We start from the raw sequence: 18,565 nt of genomic DNA, 5'->3' as shown, positions 1-18,565 counted from the left end.
CAACCGGTGGCGACCAGCCCGGTTGAACGACGACCCGAGGTCGCCAGCACTACCAACCGGGGACCGGGGCTGGAACGAGTTTCGACTGCGTAAAAATGTGATGCCTCCTACGGGTAAGAGGCCTCCGTGTCGGCTACGTGTCTGTGCATAGTACGCTTCCATCCTGAAAAAGCTAGTGCGCCTTTGTGGGCGCTCCCCGCCTACCCCGGCCATCTCCCTCGAGAGCGGGAAATGTGTTGCTTCACGGGTGCTGAGGCAGCAATTATCCCGCTCTCGCGGAAGGGGATGCTGTTAGTGGAACACAGCCCGGGACACCGCCGTTACCTCGAGCGGCACCCCGTCGGGAACCACGAGGGTGAGCACGGGTGGGCGCCACCACGACCGCAGGGTCACCGACGCGCTCTGCCCATCAGCGGATGCCGCGCTCGTCACGCCGAGCGCCTCGAACGAGGCGTGCGGGACCAGGCGCAGGTATTCATCCACCGCAGCCGACACGTCACCGGAGCGCAGCTGCGGCCGAGGGCCCACCATGCCGACCTGCACCTCGCCGAGAGTGAAGGCCTCGGACCCGGCGAGCGCCGCCCCGTCGGCAAGGCTCAGCAGCCGCTTGTGCTCAAGGTAGAGCGACGTCGCTGAGAGTGCCACGAGCACGAGGCTGAGGGCGAGAAAGCCGTAGAAGATGATGAGCAGCAGGGTCGACCCGTCCTCGGCCCCGGCGTGCGGCAGTCGCCCGCTCATTCGAGGCCGCCAAACCGGGACACGATCTGCGTGGATGCCGCAGTCATCGGCACGCTCGCGCTCTGCTCGAGCGCCAGCAGGTCGGGCACGAGCGGCAGGGCTATGCCGATACGCACGGTGACCGTCACGAGAGTCTGGCGGGTGAGGCAGTGGCTCGGCCCACCGGAGCACTCGATCTGCACCTCGGCATCTCCGGCATCCAGCCCGTAGTCTTCGAGCGCGAAGGCCACGGCGCGCCGAGCGCGCTCGGTCGCCGTGGCCTGGTCCGGCGCCTGCACGTAGACCCTGGCTGCCTGCCGCGCGGCTCCCTCCACGGCGAGCGCACCGCCCTGCAACGACGACAGGGCGAGCACGAGGTAGACCAGCGGAACCAGCAGGATCATTCCCGCCGTGATGAATTCCAGCGAGGCCGAACCGGCCTCACTTCCGGGCGACCCGGAGCGACTACTCCAGCGTTTCGACCGCGGCATGCGCGACCACCTCCAGTCCGCGCGGGGCACCGAGCAGGCCCATCAGTGGCAGCGGCGCCACCACCCGTACTTCGACGCTCGGGTAGTCGGCACGGGTGCCGTAGCGAGCGACCACATCGGTGGCATAGATCGATCCGATGGCGGTCGTGATCAGATCGCGCGTTCGCGCAGCTCCGGCGGGCAGGCTGCTATCGGCGAGTGTGGCATAGCGGGCGCCCTCGGCCGCGGCATCGAGCACGGTGTTGCGAATGTGCAGCGCGAGCGCCAGCTGCATGACCATGAGCGTGAGAAAGGTCAGCAACGACACCACCATGACAAACTCGGCCACGGCGCTACCCGCCTCGTCGCGCAACTCGTGAAGGCGCAACCAGGCGAGCCGCCGCATCCGCTTATGCATGGGTCGGTCAGAAACTGCTGACGCGATCCATGGCCTGTTGGAAGACCCCGCTGAGGGCCGGACCGGCCAGGCCCCAGATGATCAAAACCAAACCGGCCATAACAGGTGTAGGGTAATCGGCATGAAGGCAATCATTTATGTGAGACAGTCCCTCGACAGGGACGGGGCAGGCGCGGCCGTAGCGCGCCAACTCACCGAATGCCGGGCACTGGCAGCCTCGCAGAATCTCGAAATCGCGAACGAGTACGTCGACAACGACGTTTCAGCATCAAAGGGAACGCGCCCAGGATTCCAAGAACTGCTTACCGCCATAAAGGCCGGCACCGTATCGACCATCATCGTCTGGCACACCGACCGGCTCTATCGTCGTGTTCGGGATCTCGTGGAGTTGGTTGAGCTCGCGGAGAAGCACGCGCTGCGCATTCTCACGGTCAAGGCGGGTGATCTTGACCTCAATAACGCCGCAGGGCGAATGATGGCCCAGATTCTCGGCGCGGCTGCTCGTTACGAGGTTGAACAAAAGGGTGCTCGGCAGGTCGCCGCGAACGTGCAGCGCGCAAATGCAGGCGTGTGGCAGTTCTCGAATCGGCCGTATGGTTACGAGCGCGTCGGGGGGAAGGTCCAAATCGTGGAGCACGAAGCCGTCGTGCTGCGTGAGGCGTACAGCAGATACCTCGCCGGCGATTCCTACTACTTCATCGTTGAGGACTTTAACACCCGCGGCATTCTGACCGTTACGGGAAAGCAGTGGAGCATCACGACGTTGCGCGCTCGCCTACGAAATCCGGCCTATGCAGGTATTCGTGAGTACAAGGGCGAAGTCGTGGCAGACGGCGACTGGGAGCCGATCATCACGCGCCAGAAGTGGGACGATTACACCCGACTTCGAACGCATCGTAAGACCCCGCACGATTGGAGCAATAAGACCAAATATCTACTGTCTGGACTTGCTCTGTGCGCCGTCTGCGGAGGTCGGATGCTGGCTCGCCCAGACTATCCGCGCAAGGGCGTAGACCGACCGCCACGGATCGCTTATGCCTGTACTGACAAGTGGTGCACTCAGCGCGACCAAGAGCGCTTAGATGCCCTCGTGGAGGGCGTCGTCATCGCCCGATTCTCCCGGCCGGACGTGCTCGAACTTATGCGCGTAGACCAAGACATCGCGCCACAACAGGCCGAAGCTCTGGTGTTGCGTCGACGGTGGGATGACCTGGCCGAGCTCGTGGCAGACGGAACGATGCGGCCGGCCGCGGTGCGCGAGCAGGTTGCGACTATCCAAGGAAAGCTAGCCCGGATTCAAGCCGTCATAGACTCCGCTCGCGGTGGCTCCACAATGACCGACTTAGCCCTAGCAGAGGACACGGCCAACGCCTGGGCGCTGCTCGGCTTGCCTCAAAAGCGGCAGGTGATTGCGTCGCTCATGACCGTCACCGTGTCCAAGCAGAAGAACACGAGGGTATTTGACCCCGAAGATGTGGCTATCGCGTGGCTGTCATAGGCGCGTAGTCCTGAAAGTGCCCTCGAGCTGATCCAACAACTCGAGGGCGAGATCCGCAACACCAAGCAAGGAGAAACGAATCATGAATACTGTAGCCAATGTTGGAACCAACATGAACGACGCATCACGCACCGAGAACGAGAAACTGTGGACCGCGGCGCAAAACACGCCGTGCAAATACCCCGAGTGCACCGGTGACGGCCATGAATATATCGTGCCCGAATCCGACTGGTCTCACGAGGCCGTGAATGCCAGCTTTGACGGAGGAATCGTGCTCGGCTCCATCTCCGACCGTCTAGGCATATTCACAGGGGATATCAGTTTTGAGGGAAGCGGCGAAATGACGGCAGCGGAGTTCAGAGAAGCGGCTGACACCTACGAGGCATTCCCTGCATGGCTGCGCACTATGGCTGACCGCCTGGACGCGCTCGCAGCGTAACCAATCGACACCCCGGGCAGGTGGGTGACGTTCTCATCTACCTGCCCGCAAGAAGGGAAGCACCATGAAGCAAACAATCCTGGCCCTATGCGATCGCGGCCGCGGTGCCCACGTTCTCGCGCGCCTCGTGCACGACGATGGGGAGGCGAAGATAAGCGTGGCAGTTGGCATCCCAGGTCCAAAGAAAGCCCTGTCGACGCCGCGCACCCTGTCCAATCAGTCTGAGACTTGGGGCACCATAAGTCTCGCGTCCATCGAGTCCTCAGATGTCGATGAAGGTGTTAGTGCGTTCTGCGGGAACTGCCGTCGCGCGTATCGATTACGATTTCGCGCCATCGTCGCCGCATATCGAAATGGAGAGCCACCTGTAATTCTTGCCCGCATCGAAACCTAGATTCTGGCGTGTCGCGCCATATACACCATGCAATGCAGTAGCATAACAACCAGCTTCAAAGAATGCCCCGCCTATTGCTGGCGGCATACCGTTATCACCTTGGGCAAGGATGACATCACCGAAAAGGTGTTGTTATTTTGTTATCCGAAAAATCGTCCAAGCGCCAAACTGTCGCCAAGATAGCCGCTGCGGCTCGCTGGGGTAATCCTTCCCCCGAGATCGCAGTCGCACACCGTGACCTAGCCGCCGAGCGCCTCGCTGACTACATCACCAAGGTCGTCAGCAAAGCCCCGCCGCTCACCCCCGAGCAACGCGATCGGCTCGCCTCACTGCTGCGCCCCGTTGGGCGTGCAGCCTAGTGGCAGAGCAAAACCGGCCCCTGGCAACGGGACCGGCTCAAATTCTCACTCGCGGCTCGAATACTTCTACAGTACCGCCCACCGAGCCGACCTCAGCAGAACCCGCGCCCCTGATCGGCGCCACCGTCGAGACCCGCCTCGCCGCCGAGCTCGCGCGCCTCGTGGCCGACGAAATCAAGCTCGACGACCTCACGCCCGCCCTGCAGGGTTACGTGCTGCACGGTCACCGGCTCGCGCTGGCATCACTGCTCCCCGAGTACACCCGGCTCGAGGCTGCGCTCGCTCAGGCAAACGCCGACCGTGATCGGTACTATGCAGCCGCATTCAACCCGCGTGCGCCGATCTTGATCGGTCCGAGCTATGCAGAGCTCGAAATCACCCGCCACGAGATCTACTCAGGCGGCGCCAAGTGAGCGGCGATGTCGTCATTCTCGACGGCTCGACGGTTACAGACGGTTCAAGCGGTTCATTACTGGGGTCTACCTTGACCGAAGTTCGAGAATGGCTCGCCCGGTTTATCTCCGTGCCGGATGCTCTCGACCTCGACTTGCTCGCGCTCTGGGCTGCACACACTCACGTTGCACTCGAAACGTATTCGACCCCGCGGCTCGTGCTCGACTCCACGATGCCAGGGAGCGGCAAGACCACCGTTCTCGAACACCTACAGCGTCTCTGTCACGACCCGATTCAGGCCGCGTCCATATCCTCGCCTGCACTGCTCGCCCGGATGCTCTCAAAGGGCATCAGGACGATCCTGATTGACGAGGTAGACCGCTCCCTCGACCCGAAGAAACCGGGCGTAGAAGACCTCATTGCCATTCTCAATAGCGGGTACAAGCGCGGCGCCACTCGGCCCGTACTCGTGCCGGCCAAGGGCGGCGAATGGGACGTAGCAGAGATGTCTACCTACGCCCCGGTGGCAATGGCGGGCAACTCCCCACACCTGCCCGACGACACCCGCTCACGGTCTATCCGCGTGCTGCTCATGCCTGACCTTTACGGAGTAGTTGAATCCTCCGACTGGGAAGAGATCGAAGCGGATGCCCGCGACCACGCCGAAGCGCTCGCGAATGCAATGGACGCCGCCCGGGAATTCATCCGCACGGTACGCCCCGACCTCCCCACCGGCTGCGTAGGCCGCATGAAGGAGAAGTGGAACCCGCTCAAGCGTGTTGCTGCTGCTGCGGGCGGTACGTGGCCCGAGGTCGCAGACCGCCTGATCGACCGAGACATTCAAGAGGTAGAGATGGAACGAGAAGAGGGTCTTATGAAGCTCCCGCCCCAAATGGTAATGCTCATGGACCTGTACGCGGTATGGCCCGAGAGTGAGCCGTTCGTGAACACCAACGAGCTCGTGAGTCGGTTGATCCAGACTAACCCCGACTACTGGGATGCCGGGAGCGCCTACGGTCGCGCGCTCACCGTGCAGCGACTCGGCAGAACGCTCGTGCTTATCAAGATCAGGTCTTCGAAGAACTCGCGGGACCAGCGCGGATACGCTCGCGCCGACTTCCTCAAGTCGTGGCGACAGTCCGGCATCACCCCCCGACAGGAACCGTCTAAACCGTCGGGAAGTGTCGAAGTGTCTGCCGATACCCCTGTAACGGAACCGCTTGAACCGTCGCAGACCGTCGAACCGGCTGCACAGCCTGACCCCGGCACCTGCCGGGTGTGCGCCGCGCCGCTATTGTTTCCGGCGTCACGCGCTGCGGGGATCTGTGCGAAGAGCAACCCCGAGCACGACGCCGAGCGGGTCGCAGCATGAGCCGCGCCACCGAGGCATTCACCCGGTTACAGGTCGCCATGCTCACCACGGACCCGGCGTGCCAGCGTGACGACCGCTTTACCGACGACAACCAGGAGATAGGCGCACTCGGCGCAATCTGCCGAGCCTGCCCGCTCTACGACCTATGCGCCACCTATGCCGAGCTCGACCGGCCGCTAGGTGGAATCTGGGCCGGCAAGCGGTACCGAAACAACAACAAGTCCAACACGCACCACGAAAAGGAGAACTAACCATGGCACTCTATCGAACCCCAGACGGACCCGGACTCGAACCGCTCATACGCGAGCTCAAGGACATCCGCACACAGCTCAGGGACTTGCAACGGCCGTCTGGAACGAACATCGGCAACACGGCAAACCAGGTGCAGCTTCTAGTCGCGAAGGTGAACGAAACCCTGCTGAACATCGACGCTGGCGTGCAAGCGTCGATCGCGGCGAACTCGTACACGAAGGCGGTCATTGATTCACTCGTGGCAAGCCCGCCTGCCGGATCCGCAGTAACGGGCAACGTGAGCGCGACGGGTACGGTATCCGGGTCTACCGGTACATTCGCCAACGGAATCAACTCGCTCGCCGTTCACAGCACCCTGCTCACGACGGACTACAAGTCCGTGTACGTCGATAGCACCGGAAAATTCGGGTACCGACCGTGACCGCGGCATATGGCACCGATGAATGGACAGAGAACGTGGCCGGCACGGTCTGGCGGCTGATCGCTGCTCGTGGCGATGATGCTCAACGTTCCAACATCATGGAAGACACTCTGACCGGATTTAGCCCCGCCGAGGTCGGTCTGTTCAGCGGGCACGTGCTGGGGGAAATTCTCTCCACTGTCGATGGGCTCGTGGTTGACCACCCCCAGACCGAAGATCTGATGCTCGTGATCGAGTCCAAGGCGGAGTTAGCGACCATGTTCAAAGGACTGGGCACGCTGTGAAGCCGTCACCACGCACGGCACAGCACTACATCCACGGCGGTGGCAGCGTCATCGTCGTGCCGGCGCGGATCTGCGCTTACCTGAACCGGTATGCGGGCCTCGAACGTTTCCGCCTGGATAACACCGGGGTCGATCCCGAAGTTGACGCGCTTCTGATCGCGTTTCGTGTGGCAGAACTGGCCTGGTCCAATGCCGCCACCGGAACGCCCCGAGCGTCAACGCCGGAACTTGCCCCATCCTCTGAATGGCTCTCAACCACGCAAGCAGCGGGACAACTCCACATGACCGACCGAGGCATTCGAACAGCGATCGCAGCGGGCCGTCTCCAGGCAGAATCCGTCGCCGGTCGCTGGCGAATCAGCCGCGAAGCACTCGCCCATTTTCGGCAAACCCGCACATTACTTTAGGAGAAACACAATGACGACGAAGAACGAACTACGAGAAAAGCGCTCCGACGCCTACGCCTCCGCCGAGCGCATGCTAGATAAGGCCAAGGTCGAGAAGCGTGACCTTTCGCCCGTCGAAAATAAGCGGTACCAGACCATTCTCAACGATATGCGTTCGCTCGACAGCCGCCTCGAGAAGTTGGACGCAGATGCAGCCTCCAACATCAAAGTCGAAACAGCGTTTCGCGAACTCATGGCGCAGCCGGACACGCGATCGTTCAATGGCGCCAAGCGCCCGGTGTTCGGAGAAGCCCGATCCGCCCTGATCCCCTCGCGGGCCGAGTATCAGGACCTTCAGTCCGAGCAGCGCGCTCTGGGTAGCTCCAATTCCGGCGTACTGCTGACCACGGGGCAGGCGAACGAATGGTTCGATCGTCTCCGCTCCAAAAGCGTCTTCCTCGACTCCGGGCCCAAGATGGTCACCGTGGGCGAACACGCCGTGCGATACCCGCTCATCTCCGCCAGCGTCACCGTGAGCTCACGCAACGACCTCGACGCAATCACCCCGACCGACCCGAGCCTCGCATCGATCACCCTCGAGCCCGTCTCCTACGCCGCAATGACCCTCATCGCTAACGAGGTGCTCGCAGACACCAACGGGCAGGCCCGCGAAATCGTCTCCACCGACCTCGTGCGTCAGGCCGCAACCGCTATCGAAGCGGACCTGTTCAACGGAGTCGGCGCCACCAGCCCGCACCGGATCTACGGTCTGCTCAAAGCCACCGGCACGCAGACCGTCGCTGCGACCACCGCGCTGACCATCGATCACCTGCTCAGTGCACAGTCCAAGCTGGAAGCCGCCGGAGCCGAGCGTGAGCGTATCGCGTTCTACCTCAACCCCGCCGGCTGGGCCTCGATCCGCGGCACCAAAGACAGCACGGGCCGCTACCTCCTCATGCCCGACCTCGCCAACGCCGACAAGCCGAGCCTGTTCGGATCCAAGGTGTTCGTCACCGCGAACATGCCCGCCGCCAACGCGCTCGCCGTCGACCTTGATCAGGTCGTCGTCGGAGTCGGCGAAGACCTCAAGCTGGCCTACAGCGAGGACTACGCCTTCAACACCAACAGCACCGCGATCCGCCTCACCACCCGCCTCGACCTCGCGATCCTCAACGCGCTGGCCGTCTGCAAAGTAACGGGCATCATCTAATAAGCACCACCAGGGAGCCGCCTGCAGCCCCGTGGGCGGCTCCCCACCCCCACAGCTTGCGTGTCAACCTCACCGCCCTAGTAACCGTGCAGCGACAACCGCACACGGGACATGCACTAGGACCAGCGGAATGGATGGCCGGATAGCGCACTCCTTTCATGCGCAATGACCCGACCAGCGCGCCAGGTGCCCCCGTCAATGGCGACGGGTAAGCACCGCCACCCTTCGGTTCACTTGATTCCCAAACAAAAGACACGACAAGACCGCGAAATTCGAGGATTTTCTTAGGGATCGCGATAAGCGGTTCACCCCGCTCCTTTCCAATACTCTCTCCCCGGCACGAGACGAGGGGGTCGCGCGCGAAGCAAGGGACAGAACCCGCGAAAATCCCCGATTTTTTCAGAGAATCGGCAGAGCGGAACACCGCCCCATCTTCCAATTTCTTAGAGAGCCGACCCCCACCCCATCACGCGCGCGAAGCAACCGTCGTCGCGGCCCTCGGATTGGGACAGGAACTCATTCCCGGCTCATGCGAAGATCAAGACAATAGGGAGCTGGCTATGGGATTCTTCAGTCGAAAGCGCACAGTAACCTTCCTTCCGAATGCGACAGACACGATGCCTGTGGCCGGGGTGAGCTATCGGCAGTCGGCCATTCGCGGCAGGGGAATCGGACCGTTCCAGCTAATGGCGGATCCTGGCAACAAGTTCGACAAGAATGCGGTCGCCGTTTATCAGGATAAGAGACAGGTAGGCTTCGTGCCCGCTGACGAGGCGAAGCTATGGTGCAGCTTGGTCAAGAAGCTTTCTAAAGAGGGCACAGACGTTTGGGTTCACGGCGATGTGCGTCAAGACGGCCAAGACCGGTGGATCCTGCTGAACGTGCCGGCAGAGGACCAGGTTAGAGCTTGGCTCAATCCTTAATCTGAGCGGTCCTACCGCGGCCCGGGTCTAGCCCCGACGACTTCCCCGACAATCCCGAACTCGTGCGTTAGCGGGCATCCTCGCGCCGCTGAGATGCGATCACCGCCACCTATCGGCTCGCAGCGGGGAGTGATCGGGTACCTGCCACCAAGCCAAGCGCCACGACCGCCAGGACACGTGCTCGCGGTTCCTCGATGTCGAACGGCGCCAATCACCGGGGTACTCATTCCGGAGTACCCCTGTCGATGACCCACCTAGCGCGTAGGGCATCAGATAACCCTATTTATGTTTTATTAGGCAAACCGGCCGTCATGAGCGTGATCAGTACCCAACCGGGCACGTCACCCGTCTCGTCGCGGAGCAGACCCTTGAGGCGAAGCATGATTCGGGACATGGAATTCTCTTTTCTGGTGAGCGGAACGGTACCGGGCAGTGCGTTTAGAAACCGGCCTGCAGCACAACCAGGCCGGGAAATACAGCGAATAGAACGGTCATCGGCAAAATCAGAAAAACCAGCGGCACGAGCATGGCAACTTCCTTCTTGCCGGCCATCTCGAGTAGCGAGCGTTTGGTCTGGTCGCGGGAATCCTGGGCCTGCGCGCGCAACACCTCGGCGATCGGCGAGCCCCGCTCGAGAGCACCGGTGACCTGATCGACAAATCGGGTCACCTCCGGCAACTGGATGCTCCGCGATAGCGCCGAGAGCGCCACCCCGATCGGTACCCCCGCGTGCACCTCGGTGATCACCCCCGCGAATTCTCGCGACAGCTCCCCCGAACTCGTGCGGGACACCCGTCGGATCGAATCCAGGATGCCTTCCCCCGCCGACAGCGACAGGGTGAGAAATTCGAGAATGGTCGGCAACTCGCTGCGCATGCGGGCCAACCGGGCGGTGGCGGCCCGCTGCAGGAGCCAGTCCCGCAACACGGCGCCACCGATTCCCGCCACGAACGGCACCACCACGCGCGCCGGCCACGGCAGTTCCGGAAGGGTAACGATGGTGATCACCGTGCCGGCGGCAAAGGCGAGAAGCGCCCAGACCAGTTGCACCGAGCGAAACTCCAGCGCGGTCTTCGCCGAGCCTGACTGGTGGAGCCGGCGCGCGATGAACTCGCTGCCGCCAAGCAGGTTCGACAACCCGCGGGTGAGCGCTCCGAACAGCGGCGCAAACAGGCTGCCCAGCACAGGAATCGGGTTGACGGTTTTCCGGGCGACGATGCTGCGGGCTTCGGCGGAGACGTCGAGAATGTACGGCACGACCCGATCGATCAGACGGGGCCGGGTCAGCCGCGGCGTCAGGCTCACGAGCGACCACAGCCCCACACCGAGACCGCTGCCGCAGAGGACGGCCCAGCCCAGGCTCGCGCTCATGGCCGGCACCCGCCGGCTACGCGAACCATCGGCGTTCCTCCGGCAGCCGGCCGAGCGCGAGCATGACCCGGTAGGCCACGATTGACAGGGCCAGGCCGCTCGCGATCACGGCGACGCCAGCCGGCGAGTTGTAGGCGACGGCAGCCTCCGGGCGGGACGCGAGCAGCACCAGGATGATCCACGGTGCGGCCACCCCCAGTCGGGCCGCATTGACGACCCAGGACTGCCGCGCCTCAACTTCGAGCCGTACCGCGGCATCCTGTCGTAGCCAGGCTGCGAGGCTGCGCAGCACCACGGTGAGGTCGCTTCCACCCACTTCCCGGGCCATGCGCAGGGTTTCCAGGATGCGATCGGCGACCGGATCGGCGAGGGAGCGTTTGAGTTCATCGACGCAGTAGCTGAAATTGCCGGTGGCCCGGTACTCCCGCTCGAACTGGGCAAACGCCGTGCGGGTGGCCACCGGTCCGGCCTGGGCGAGGCTGCTCACGCTGTCGGGCAGGGCCAGCCCGGAACGCAGTGCCGACACGAGGTGATCGACGACATCGGGCCAGACCGTGCGATTGGCCCGGCGCCGGGCCGCGGCCCGCCACGAGACGATCAGCCACGGCAGCAGCACTCCGACCAGTCCGGCGACGGCGCTCAGGGCCTGTACGGCGAACAGGCCGTGCATCAGGGCAGCGGATGCCACGCCCACGATCGTCGACACCGCCAGGAACGCCGACACCGGCACCGACCGCAGCCCACCCTGAACCAGGCGCACCCGCATCCGCTCCCCGGCGCCCGCCCGGCCTCCCGCGGATACAGCGCCGGCCGGCCAGAGAAACGGCGCCAGCAGCAGCACGAGCCCACTCCCGAGCAGGCACCCCAGCACGAGAGTCATGCGGCACCCTGCCGCAACACCTGCGCCGGGTCGACGCCGGCGGCACGAAATTTGGCGAGCTTGGTGGGATGCGAGCCGGTCGGCTCGAGGTGCCCGTGCGGGGACAGAAACAGGGGGCTCGCCTCGATCGTCGAGCCGGCCAGTTGGCCGCTCGGCGCAATGATCTCGGTGACCCGGCGACGGCCGTGCCGATCAATCTCGCAGTGCACCACGATGTCGATGCAGCCGGCCACCGTCGGCAGCACGAACGACGAGTCGATGTTGCGCCCGGCCAGCAGCGGCAGGGTGGAGAGCTTGGCCAGCGCGTCCCTGGCACTGTTGGCATGAATCGAGCACATTCCGGGGAGCCCGCTATTAAGGGCGATCAGCAGGTCGAGGCTTTCAGCCTCGCGCACCTCACCGACCACCAGCCGGTCGGGCCGCATGCGCAGGGATTCCTTGATCAGGCGGCGCAGGGTGATCTCGCCGGTGCCCTCGAGGCTGGGCTGCCGGCACTGCATCGCGACGACGTCTCGGGCCGACAGATCGAGTTCGAAGGTCTCCTCGACGGTCACGATGCGCTCACCCGGCCGCGTCGACGAGAGCAAGGCGTTCAGCATCGTGGTCTTGCCGGTCTGGGTGGCGCCGGAGACCAGAATATTCTGGCCGCCGAGCACGCAGATCCGCAGAAAATCGGCGGCCTGCTGGGTGAGTGAGCCGAGCCCGACGAGCTGGTTCAGATCGCGAATGCGCCGGGTGAACTTGCGAATGTTCACCGCCCAATATTTTCGCGTTATATCCGGGATCACGACGTGAAGTCGGGAGCCGTCGGGTAGAGAGGCGTCGACGAACGGCGACGAGAGGTCGACTCGGCGACCGGAGGCCTGCAGCATCCGCTCAACGAGGTCGCGCACGTCCTGCTCGCCGAGCAGCAGCGTGGTCAGCTCGGGGACCCCGTCGCGGGCGACGAATACCCGGGCCGGGCCATTGATCCAAATCTCTTCGATCTCCGGATCATCCAGAAACGGCTGCAAGACGCCGAAACCGGTCAGCGCGGCCACAACCTCGCGGGCGGCCTGGTGCTCGTCGGCGATCATCGGAGCGAGCCCGCTGAGCGCCCGCTCGCTGTACCGGCGCAGTTCGTCGCGCACGTACTGCTCGACCAGCGCGTTATTGGCCGCCAGGTCGACGCCCTCCCGGCGCACCCGCGATCGCACTTGCTCTGTGATGATACGAACGGCTTCGGTCATCCCCGTATGATGGCCTCATTTACCGTTCTGCGTAAAAGTTATCCACAGGGCTTGTTTTTAGGTGCCCCGAGCCCCAAAAATGGTCGCAACGGATGCCGGGCATCCGTTGCGATTATCAGCGATCGACCCAGCGTCAGCGCGCTGACCAGCCGCCGTCCATCGTGTAGCTCGACCCGGTGACCATGGCAGCATCGTCGGAGGCGAGCCAGGCCACGAGCGACCCGACCTCGGCTGGTTCAACCAGTCGTTTGATCGCGCTCTCGGTGAGCATGATCTTGCTGAGCACCTCGGCCTCCGGAATGCCGTGCACCAGAGCCTGGTCAGTGATCTGCTTCTCGACCAGGGGGGTGCGCACGTAACCGGGGGCCACGCAGTTGCTCGTCACTCCGTGCGCCCCGCCCTCGAGGGCGGTCACCTTGGACAGGCCTTCAAGCCCGTGCTTGGCCGAGACATAGGCGCTCTTGAACGGCGAGGCACGAATGCCGTGCACCGAGGACACGTTGATGATGCGCCCAAAGTTCGCCGCGTACATCTGCGGCAGTACGGCCCGAATCAGCAGGAACGGGGCCTCCAGCATCAGCGTGAGAATATTGTGAAAATCGGCCGGATTGAAGTCCTGGATCGGATTGATCCGCTGAATTCCCGCGTTATTGACCAGAATGTCGACGCCGTCAAGAGCAGTGGCAAGAGCGTTATCGGTGAGGGCCTCGGTGGCCATCAGGTTGACGGTCCAGATTGATCCACCGACCTCCTCGGCTAGGGAGGTCGCCTCCGCTGTGTCGATGTCGGCGACGACGACGTGCGCGCCCCGAGCGGCGAGCGTTCGAACGACGGCCGCGCCGATTCCGCTCGCCCCGCCGGTGACGAGGGCGCGACGACCGGCGAGGGGCTGGCTCGGGGTTCGAACGGAGACGCTGCTGGCAACGAAGGTGTTGGCGCTGACGGCGTCGGTGAGATCAGTCATTTGGTTCCTTTTAGTTGCGCGATCGCTGCAGGGTGGGTCGGTCAGAGGCGGGGCACCCCCGGCGCCCCGCCTCTGACGATCGAATGAGTTGAGCCGGTCAGTTGCCGGAGGAGGCGGGCTCGAGCCCATGCTTGCGGGCGTCGACCGCGTCGACCTCGCGCAGCGATGCCCCCTTGGTCTCCTTCAGGGTGACGACGGCGACCACGGTGATCGCGCAGGCGATCATGATGTAGATCGCGACGGGAACCCACGTGTTGTACTGCTGCAGCAACGCGGCGGCGATGATCGGCGCCATCGAGCCGGCCAGAATCGACGTGACCTGGTAGCCGAGTGATACCCCGGAGTAGCGCATCCGAGTCGGGAACATTTCGCTCATGATCGCGGGCTGCCCGGCATACATCAGGGCGTGGAAGCAGAGCCCGACCGTGACGGCGAGAATGATGAGCACCGGGTTCAGCGTGTCGAACATGGGGAAGGCGAAGAATGCCCAGCTGGCACCGAGCACAGCACCGGCGAGGTAGACGGGCTTACGGCCGAGGCGGTCCGAAAGGCGGCCGACCTGGGGAATCACGATGAAGTGCACGACGTGGGCGATCAGCAGGGCGATCAGCAGCTGGCCCGTGTCGTACTCGTGCACCGTCTTCAAATAGACGATCGAGAAACTCACGATGATGTAGTATAGGATATTCTCGGCGAAGCGCAGACCCATGGCTCCGAGGATTCCCTTGGGGTACTTCTTCACGACCTCGAGCACGCCATAGTTGACGGCCTTCTCGGCCTCAACCTGGGCTCGGGCCTCGAGAAAGATCGGGGCTTCGCTGACGTGGGTGCGAATGTAGTAGCCGATCACGACGATGATCGCGGAGAGCCAGAACGCCACGCGCCAGCCCCAGCTGAGGAACTGCTCGGGCGGAAGGAGCCAGGTCATGGTCAGCAGCACGAGGGTGGCGAGCAGGTTGCCCACCGGAACGGCGGCCTGCGGCCAGCTTGACCAGAAGCCACGCGACGCGTTCGGGCTGTGCTCGGCGACGAGCAGAACGGCGCCGCCCCACTCGCCACCGACGGCGAAGCCCTGGATGAAGCGGAGGGCCACGAGCAGCGCGGGGGCCCAGTAGCCGATGGTGTCGAAGCCGGGCAGGCAGCCCATGAGGAAGGTGGCGGCACCAACCATGATGATCGTCACCTGCAGGGTGTGCTTGCGACCGAGTTTGTCACCGATCTGGCCGAACACGATGCCGCCCAAAGGCCGGGCAATGAACCCGACGGCGTAGGTGAGGAAGGCGGCGATAATGCCGTCCAGCTCACTGCCGGCGTTCGGGAAGAAGACCGTGCCGAAGACCAGGCTCGCGGCCGTGGCATAGAGGAAGAACTCATACCATTCCACGACCGTGCCCACCATCGAAGCGGCGACGATCTTCTTGAGGCCGGACTTTTCAGTTTCGCTGCCGGCGGTTGCCGTGGTCTTACCGGAACCGGCAGCCCCAACGCGTTGATTGACACTCATTGTCTGTCTCCTTTGTGTCGTCAATGACACGTACTGTGCGGTGAGAAGTGCGCAAAAGATTTCGGCCGCCTGGCTGAAGCACGACCTGACTGAGTATTCCCGCAGGACGGCCGGGCAACAAGAGTCAAAATGACAGAGCGCGTGTGCATAATTGCAGATATGACCTTTGAACCGGCTGGTACCGACCCACACCCCGATGATCTGCTGATCTTTCTGGCCGTTGCCCGCACCGGGCGTTTCACGACCGCCGCCGAGGGCCTGGGCCTCAACCACACCACGGTGTCCAGGCGGATCGCCGCTCTGGAGAAGGCGCTCGACGGTCGTCTGTTGGCCCGCGCTGTCGGCGGCTGGGAGTTGACCGAGCTCGGACACCGAGCCCTGTCGGCGGCCGAAGGCGTCGAATCGGCGCTCACCCTGCTGCGCAGCTCCGCGACAGATTCCCCGCAGCTGTCCGGAGTGGTGCGCATGTCGGCCACCGACGGATTCAGCGCCTACATCGCCGCCCCGGCCGTGGCAGCGCTGCAGCGACGGCATCCGCTGCTGCGAGTTGAAATCGTCACCGTGACACGTCGCGCCCTGCAGCACCGCTCCGGCCTGGATATCGAGGTCGTGGTCGGTGAGCCGCAGGTGCACCGGGCCGAATCGATCCTGCTCGGCTATTACCACCTCGGTATGTACGCCTCCCGGCCGTACCTGGCCGAGCACGGCACTCCGACGACGGTGGAGGAGCTGACGCAGCATCCGCTCGTCTATTTTGTGGATTCGATGCTGCAGGTCGACGATCTCGACGCGCCCAGGCGGCTGGTGCCGCAGATGCGGGAGTCGCTCAGCTCGACGAACGTCTTCGTGCATGTGGAGGGCACCAGGGCCGGCGCTGGAATCGGCTTCCTGCCGTGTTTCATGGCCGATCAGCACGCTGATCTGGTGCGGGTGCTGCCGCAAAGTTTTCAGGAGCGACTGCCGTACTGGATGGTATTGCGCACCGAATCGCTGCGGCTGCCCGCCGTGGCGGCACTGGTGGGCGCCCTGCGTGCCCAGATGGAATCGTATGCCGCGGCGTTGCTTGGTCATCACGACGGCCAACGAGATCCTGCCGCGCAACTGGCCATCTAGACTAGGAGCACACCGGCGGGAGTGGTGGAATTGGCAGACACGCAGGATTTAGGTTCCTGTGCTTTCGAGCGTGGGGGTTCAAGTCCCCTCTCCCGCACACGGTCATCGGGCGTCACCTCCCCCTAATGCCGGGGCGGAGCGGCCGGGCAATTTCCCACGATTGCGCGATACTCTGGGCTCGGTATCCGCTGCACTCACCCGATAAATGCCCGCCGCCAACTGGAGTTCCCTGCATGAATCCCACCGCACTGATTCCCTGGCTCGACCCGACCCAGATCATCGAATCGGCCGGTCCGTGGGCGCTGCTCGTCGTCTGTGCCATCGTCTTCGCCGAGACCGGATTGCTCGTCGGTTTTCTCCTCCCCGGGGACACGCTGTTGATCATCACCGGCCTACTCGCGTTCCCCGCAGCCGGCGTGATTCAGATCGACATCTGGTGGGTCGCACTGGCCATCGGCTTTGCGGCATTTCTCGGCGGCGAGGTCGGCTACCTCATCGGTCATAAGTTCGGCCCGCGCGTCTTCGAACGCAAGGAATCCGGCTTGTTCAGCATTAAAAACGTCGACCGCACCAATGCATTCTTCGTGCGTTTCGGCGGCGTCGCCGTCATCGTGGCCCGGTTTGTGCCGATCGTGCGTACCTTTGCCCCGGTCGCCGCCGGTGTCGGCCACATGGACTACCGCAAGTACACCCTGTACAACCTGATCGGTGCCCTGCTCTGGGGAACCGGGCTGACCCTTGCAGGCTATTTTCTCGGCTACATTCCGCCAGTCGCTGATTTTGTGACGGCCTACATCGACCTGATCCTAATCGGTGCCGTCGTGATCACCTTGATCCCGACGGTGTACCACTACGTGCAGTCGGTCGTGAAGGCCCGTCGCCTGCGCGATCGGCCCAGCGAAGCCACCGGCAGCCACCTGCTCGACCCCGACACGTTCAACACGAACCACTCCGGCCGGCACGAGGTCTGATCAGCTGCTTCTGATCAGCTGCTTCTGATCAGCTCAGCGGTGCTGCTGGTCTTCGTGTTCGGCGTGCTCGGCCGGTTCCAGCTGAAAGGTGGAGTGGGCGACGTCGAAATGCTTCGCCAGGCACCCCGACAGCTCGTCGAGCAGGGTGCCCGTGCCGGCAGCGAGCACCGTCGGTTCGACGACGACGTGGGCGGTGAACACGTGCGCGCCGCTCGTAATGGCCCAAACGTGCACGTCGTGCACGGCGACGACACCGGCGGCACCGAGCAGGTGGCGTCGAATCTCGGACACGTCCGTGTCGGCCGGTGTTGACTGGCTGAACACCCGCACGACGTCCCGCAGCAAGAAGTAGGCGCGCGGTACGATCATTCCGGCGATGACCAGCGAGGCGACAGCATCCGCCCCCGCAAAACCGGTCAAGAGGATGACGATGGCCGCGACGATCACAGCTACCGACCCGAGAGCGTCACCGAGCACCTCGAGGTAGGCGCCACGCATGTTGATCGACCCGGCGGCGGCTGGACGCAGCAGCACCATAGCCGCCACGTTCGCGGCGAGACCGATGATCGCAACGACGAGCATCGGAGTGCCGAGCACCTCCGTGTCGCTCGGGCGCACCAGCCGCAGCACCGCCGCGACGGAGACGACACCGGCCACCACGAGCAGGATCAGACCATTGATGAGCGCGCCGAATACCTCAGCGCGCTGAAAGCCGAAGGTGGCCCGGTCCGTGGCTGGCCTTGCCGCGACCAGGGTGGCGGTCAACGCGACGATGAGCCCGAACAGGTCGGAGAGCATGTGCCCGGCGTCGGCCAACAGGGCGAGCGAGCCGGTCAGCCAGGCTCCAAGTACCTCGAGCACCAGCACGGAACCCACGATGCCGATGGCGATCGACAAACGCCTCCGGTTCGATCCGGTGCCGTGCGCGTGATCGTGGCCCATGGCACAAGGTTAGGGCCGTGGTGGGCTGCTCGCCAGCCGCCCGGCGAGTTGGCGG

Annotated in this window: 23 protein-coding genes and 1 tRNA gene; 15 read left to right on the top strand and 9 right to left on the bottom strand. The window is 63.8% G+C overall.

Translation table 11 applies throughout. The annotated features are described in order from the left end of the window. Positions 1 to 291: 291 nt before the first annotated feature. The 3 genes from E3T46_RS04625 to E3T46_RS04615 are packed head-to-tail and all read right to left on the bottom strand — an operon-like array spanning position 292 to position 1,605. Positions 292 to 738, bottom strand: a complete 447-nt coding sequence (locus E3T46_RS04625; RefSeq protein WP_134442696.1) for a pilus assembly protein TadG-related protein — start codon at positions 736 to 738, stop codon at positions 292 to 294. Further along, positions 735 to 1,208 (bottom strand): hypothetical protein, encoded by a 474-nt coding sequence (locus E3T46_RS04620; RefSeq protein WP_134577620.1) that lies wholly within the window; start codon positions 1,206 to 1,208, stop codon positions 735 to 737. Before E3T46_RS04620 ends, E3T46_RS04625 begins: the two co-directional genes overlap by 4 nt. Continuing rightward, positions 1,183 to 1,605: a TadE/TadG family type IV pilus assembly protein gene (locus tag E3T46_RS04615; protein WP_241980451.1), complete on the bottom strand. Its 423-nt coding sequence runs from the start codon at positions 1,603 to 1,605 to the stop codon at positions 1,183 to 1,185. The genes E3T46_RS04620 and E3T46_RS04615 overlap by 26 nt, the downstream gene beginning before the upstream one ends. On the opposite strand from E3T46_RS04615, the gene E3T46_RS04610 reads away from it, so the two are divergent. The 12 genes from E3T46_RS04610 (at position 1,604) to E3T46_RS04555 (ending at position 9,536) form a co-directional block, all read left to right on the top strand. Continuing rightward, positions 1,604 to 3,103, top strand: a complete 1,500-nt coding sequence (locus E3T46_RS04610) for a recombinase family protein (protein ID WP_134577619.1) — start codon at positions 1,604 to 1,606, stop codon at positions 3,101 to 3,103. The genes E3T46_RS04615 and E3T46_RS04610 overlap by 2 nt on opposite strands. Before the next feature lie 82 nt (positions 3,104 to 3,185). Further along, complete coding sequence (locus E3T46_RS04605; RefSeq protein WP_134577618.1) at positions 3,186 to 3,542, top strand: hypothetical protein; 357 nt, start codon at positions 3,186 to 3,188, stop codon at positions 3,540 to 3,542. A 64-nt stretch (positions 3,543 to 3,606) separates the two neighbouring features. Next, positions 3,607 to 3,936: a hypothetical protein gene (locus E3T46_RS04600; protein ID WP_134577617.1), complete on the top strand. Its 330-nt coding sequence runs from the start codon at positions 3,607 to 3,609 to the stop codon at positions 3,934 to 3,936. A gap of 137 nt (positions 3,937 to 4,073) precedes the next feature. Beyond that, positions 4,074 to 4,295 carry a hypothetical protein gene (locus E3T46_RS04595; protein WP_104137410.1) on the top strand — a complete coding sequence of 74 codons (222 nt, stop codon included), beginning with the start codon at positions 4,074 to 4,076 and terminating at the stop codon, positions 4,293 to 4,295. Further along, a complete protein-coding gene (locus tag E3T46_RS04590; protein WP_134577616.1) occupies positions 4,295 to 4,708 on the top strand; it encodes a hypothetical protein in 414 nt (137 codons plus the stop codon). Before E3T46_RS04595 ends, E3T46_RS04590 begins: the two co-directional genes overlap by 1 nt. 71 nt (positions 4,709 to 4,779) lie before the next feature. Further along, positions 4,780 to 6,060, top strand: coding sequence for a DUF3631 domain-containing protein (locus E3T46_RS04585; protein WP_241980450.1), 1,281 nt, complete (start codon positions 4,780 to 4,782; stop codon positions 6,058 to 6,060). Beyond that, complete coding sequence (locus tag E3T46_RS04580; RefSeq protein WP_134577614.1) at positions 6,057 to 6,311, top strand: hypothetical protein; 255 nt, start codon at positions 6,057 to 6,059, stop codon at positions 6,309 to 6,311. Before E3T46_RS04585 ends, E3T46_RS04580 begins: the two co-directional genes overlap by 4 nt. A 2-nt stretch (positions 6,312 to 6,313) precedes the next feature. Further along, a complete protein-coding gene (locus E3T46_RS04575) occupies positions 6,314 to 6,733 on the top strand; it encodes a hypothetical protein (RefSeq protein ID WP_134577613.1) in 420 nt (139 codons plus the stop codon). Further along, positions 6,730 to 7,017 carry a hypothetical protein gene (locus tag E3T46_RS04570; protein ID WP_134577612.1) on the top strand — a complete coding sequence of 96 codons (288 nt, stop codon included), beginning with the start codon at positions 6,730 to 6,732 and terminating at the stop codon, positions 7,015 to 7,017. The genes E3T46_RS04575 and E3T46_RS04570 overlap by 4 nt, the downstream gene beginning before the upstream one ends. Next, a complete protein-coding gene (locus E3T46_RS04565) occupies positions 7,014 to 7,424 on the top strand; it encodes a helix-turn-helix domain-containing protein (protein WP_134577611.1) in 411 nt (136 codons plus the stop codon). The genes E3T46_RS04570 and E3T46_RS04565 overlap by 4 nt, the downstream gene beginning before the upstream one ends. Before the next feature lie 10 nt (positions 7,425 to 7,434). Continuing rightward, positions 7,435 to 8,613 carry a phage major capsid protein gene (locus E3T46_RS04560; protein WP_134577610.1) on the top strand — a complete coding sequence of 393 codons (1,179 nt, stop codon included), beginning with the start codon at positions 7,435 to 7,437 and terminating at the stop codon, positions 8,611 to 8,613. A gap of 560 nt (positions 8,614 to 9,173) precedes the next feature. Then, a complete protein-coding gene (locus E3T46_RS04555) occupies positions 9,174 to 9,536 on the top strand; it encodes an HIRAN domain-containing protein (RefSeq protein WP_134577609.1) in 363 nt (120 codons plus the stop codon). Between the two features lie 438 nt (positions 9,537 to 9,974). Here the strand turns inward: E3T46_RS04555 and E3T46_RS04550 are convergent, their stop codons facing one another. From E3T46_RS04550 to E3T46_RS04530, 5 genes are all read right to left on the bottom strand, one after another. Continuing rightward, the gene (locus E3T46_RS04550; RefSeq protein WP_134577608.1) at positions 9,975 to 10,907 is read right to left on the bottom strand and encodes a type II secretion system F family protein; all 933 of its coding nucleotides are present in this window, start codon (positions 10,905 to 10,907) and stop codon (positions 9,975 to 9,977) included. Between the two features lie 16 nt (positions 10,908 to 10,923). Continuing rightward, entirely contained in the window at positions 10,924 to 11,787 is an 864-nt protein-coding gene (locus E3T46_RS04545) for a type II secretion system F family protein (RefSeq protein ID WP_134442693.1), read from the bottom strand. After that, positions 11,784 to 13,016, bottom strand: a complete 1,233-nt coding sequence (locus E3T46_RS04540; protein ID WP_134577607.1) for an ATPase, T2SS/T4P/T4SS family — start codon at positions 13,014 to 13,016, stop codon at positions 11,784 to 11,786. The genes E3T46_RS04545 and E3T46_RS04540 overlap by 4 nt, the downstream gene beginning before the upstream one ends. Before the next feature lie 133 nt (positions 13,017 to 13,149). After that, positions 13,150 to 13,980, bottom strand: coding sequence for a 3-hydroxybutyrate dehydrogenase (locus tag E3T46_RS04535; RefSeq protein WP_134442691.1), 831 nt, complete (start codon positions 13,978 to 13,980; stop codon positions 13,150 to 13,152). 97 nt (positions 13,981 to 14,077) lie between these two features. Beyond that, entirely contained in the window at positions 14,078 to 15,484 is a 1,407-nt protein-coding gene (locus E3T46_RS04530; RefSeq protein ID WP_134442690.1) for an MFS transporter, read from the bottom strand. 159 nt (positions 15,485 to 15,643) lie between these two features. On the opposite strand from E3T46_RS04530, the gene E3T46_RS04525 reads away from it, so the two are divergent. The 3 genes from E3T46_RS04525 to E3T46_RS04515 all read left to right on the top strand — a co-directional run bounded on the left by E3T46_RS04525 (position 15,644) and on the right by E3T46_RS04515 (position 17,568). Continuing rightward, positions 15,644 to 16,597, top strand: a complete 954-nt coding sequence (locus tag E3T46_RS04525) for a LysR family transcriptional regulator (RefSeq protein WP_198419107.1) — start codon at positions 15,644 to 15,646, stop codon at positions 16,595 to 16,597. 15 nt (positions 16,598 to 16,612) lie between these two features. Beyond that, positions 16,613 to 16,694: transfer RNA gene (locus tag E3T46_RS04520), tRNA-Leu, on the top strand. A gap of 136 nt (positions 16,695 to 16,830) precedes the next feature. Beyond that, positions 16,831 to 17,568 carry a VTT domain-containing protein gene (locus tag E3T46_RS04515; protein ID WP_134442688.1) on the top strand — a complete coding sequence of 246 codons (738 nt, stop codon included), beginning with the start codon at positions 16,831 to 16,833 and terminating at the stop codon, positions 17,566 to 17,568. A 33-nt stretch (positions 17,569 to 17,601) separates the two neighbouring features. Here E3T46_RS04515 and E3T46_RS04510 read toward each other — a convergent pair whose 3' ends face one another. Then, positions 17,602 to 18,510 (bottom strand): cation diffusion facilitator family transporter, encoded by a 909-nt coding sequence (locus E3T46_RS04510; protein WP_134577605.1) that lies wholly within the window; start codon positions 18,508 to 18,510, stop codon positions 17,602 to 17,604. Positions 18,511 to 18,565: the final 55 nt, after the last annotated feature.

The sequence above is a fragment of the Cryobacterium sp. Hh11 genome, from assembly GCF_004404045.1.
GTDB classification, from domain to species: domain Bacteria; phylum Actinomycetota; class Actinomycetes; order Actinomycetales; family Microbacteriaceae; genus Cryobacterium; species Cryobacterium levicorallinum.
The sequence above is the reverse complement of the archived record's forward strand: the minus strand, read 5'-3'. Positions and strand labels throughout refer to the sequence as shown.

What these genes read in the sequence shown, in the direction of transcription:
- E3T46_RS04625 (WP_134442696.1), bottom strand. Translation starts at nt 738, where the DNA reads ATGAGCGGGCGACTGCCGCACGCCGGGGCCGAGGACGGGTCGACCCTG.
- E3T46_RS04620 (WP_134577620.1), bottom strand. Translation starts at nt 1,208, where the DNA reads ATGCCGCGGTCGAAACGCTGGAGTAGTCGCTCCGGGTCGCCCGGAAGT.
- E3T46_RS04610 (WP_134577619.1), top strand. Translation starts at nt 1,604, where the DNA reads ATGGGTCGGTCAGAAACTGCTGACGCGATCCATGGCCTGTTGGAAGAC.
- E3T46_RS04615 (WP_241980451.1), bottom strand. Translation starts at nt 1,605, where the DNA reads ATGCATAAGCGGATGCGGCGGCTCGCCTGGTTGCGCCTTCACGAGTTG.
- E3T46_RS04605 (WP_134577618.1), top strand. Translation starts at nt 3,186, where the DNA reads ATGAATACTGTAGCCAATGTTGGAACCAACATGAACGACGCATCACGC.
- E3T46_RS04600 (WP_134577617.1), top strand. Translation starts at nt 3,607, where the DNA reads ATGAAGCAAACAATCCTGGCCCTATGCGATCGCGGCCGCGGTGCCCAC.
- E3T46_RS04580 (WP_134577614.1), top strand. Translation starts at nt 6,057, where the DNA reads ATGAGCCGCGCCACCGAGGCATTCACCCGGTTACAGGTCGCCATGCTC.
- E3T46_RS04575 (WP_134577613.1), top strand. Translation starts at nt 6,314, where the DNA reads ATGGCACTCTATCGAACCCCAGACGGACCCGGACTCGAACCGCTCATA.
- E3T46_RS04560 (WP_134577610.1), top strand. Translation starts at nt 7,435, where the DNA reads ATGACGACGAAGAACGAACTACGAGAAAAGCGCTCCGACGCCTACGCC.
- E3T46_RS04555 (WP_134577609.1), top strand. Translation starts at nt 9,174, where the DNA reads ATGGGATTCTTCAGTCGAAAGCGCACAGTAACCTTCCTTCCGAATGCG.
- E3T46_RS04550 (WP_134577608.1), bottom strand. Translation starts at nt 10,907, where the DNA reads ATGAGCGCGAGCCTGGGCTGGGCCGTCCTCTGCGGCAGCGGTCTCGGT.
- E3T46_RS04545 (WP_134442693.1), bottom strand. Translation starts at nt 11,787, where the DNA reads ATGACTCTCGTGCTGGGGTGCCTGCTCGGGAGTGGGCTCGTGCTGCTG.
- E3T46_RS04540 (WP_134577607.1), bottom strand. Translation starts at nt 13,016, where the DNA reads ATGACCGAAGCCGTTCGTATCATCACAGAGCAAGTGCGATCGCGGGTG.
- E3T46_RS04535 (WP_134442691.1), bottom strand. Translation starts at nt 13,980, where the DNA reads ATGACTGATCTCACCGACGCCGTCAGCGCCAACACCTTCGTTGCCAGC.
- E3T46_RS04530 (WP_134442690.1), bottom strand. Translation starts at nt 15,484, where the DNA reads ATGAGTGTCAATCAACGCGTTGGGGCTGCCGGTTCCGGTAAGACCACG.
- E3T46_RS04525 (WP_198419107.1), top strand. Translation starts at nt 15,644, where the DNA reads ATGACCTTTGAACCGGCTGGTACCGACCCACACCCCGATGATCTGCTG.
- E3T46_RS04515 (WP_134442688.1), top strand. Translation starts at nt 16,831, where the DNA reads ATGAATCCCACCGCACTGATTCCCTGGCTCGACCCGACCCAGATCATC.
- E3T46_RS04510 (WP_134577605.1), bottom strand. Translation starts at nt 18,510, where the DNA reads ATGGGCCACGATCACGCGCACGGCACCGGATCGAACCGGAGGCGTTTG.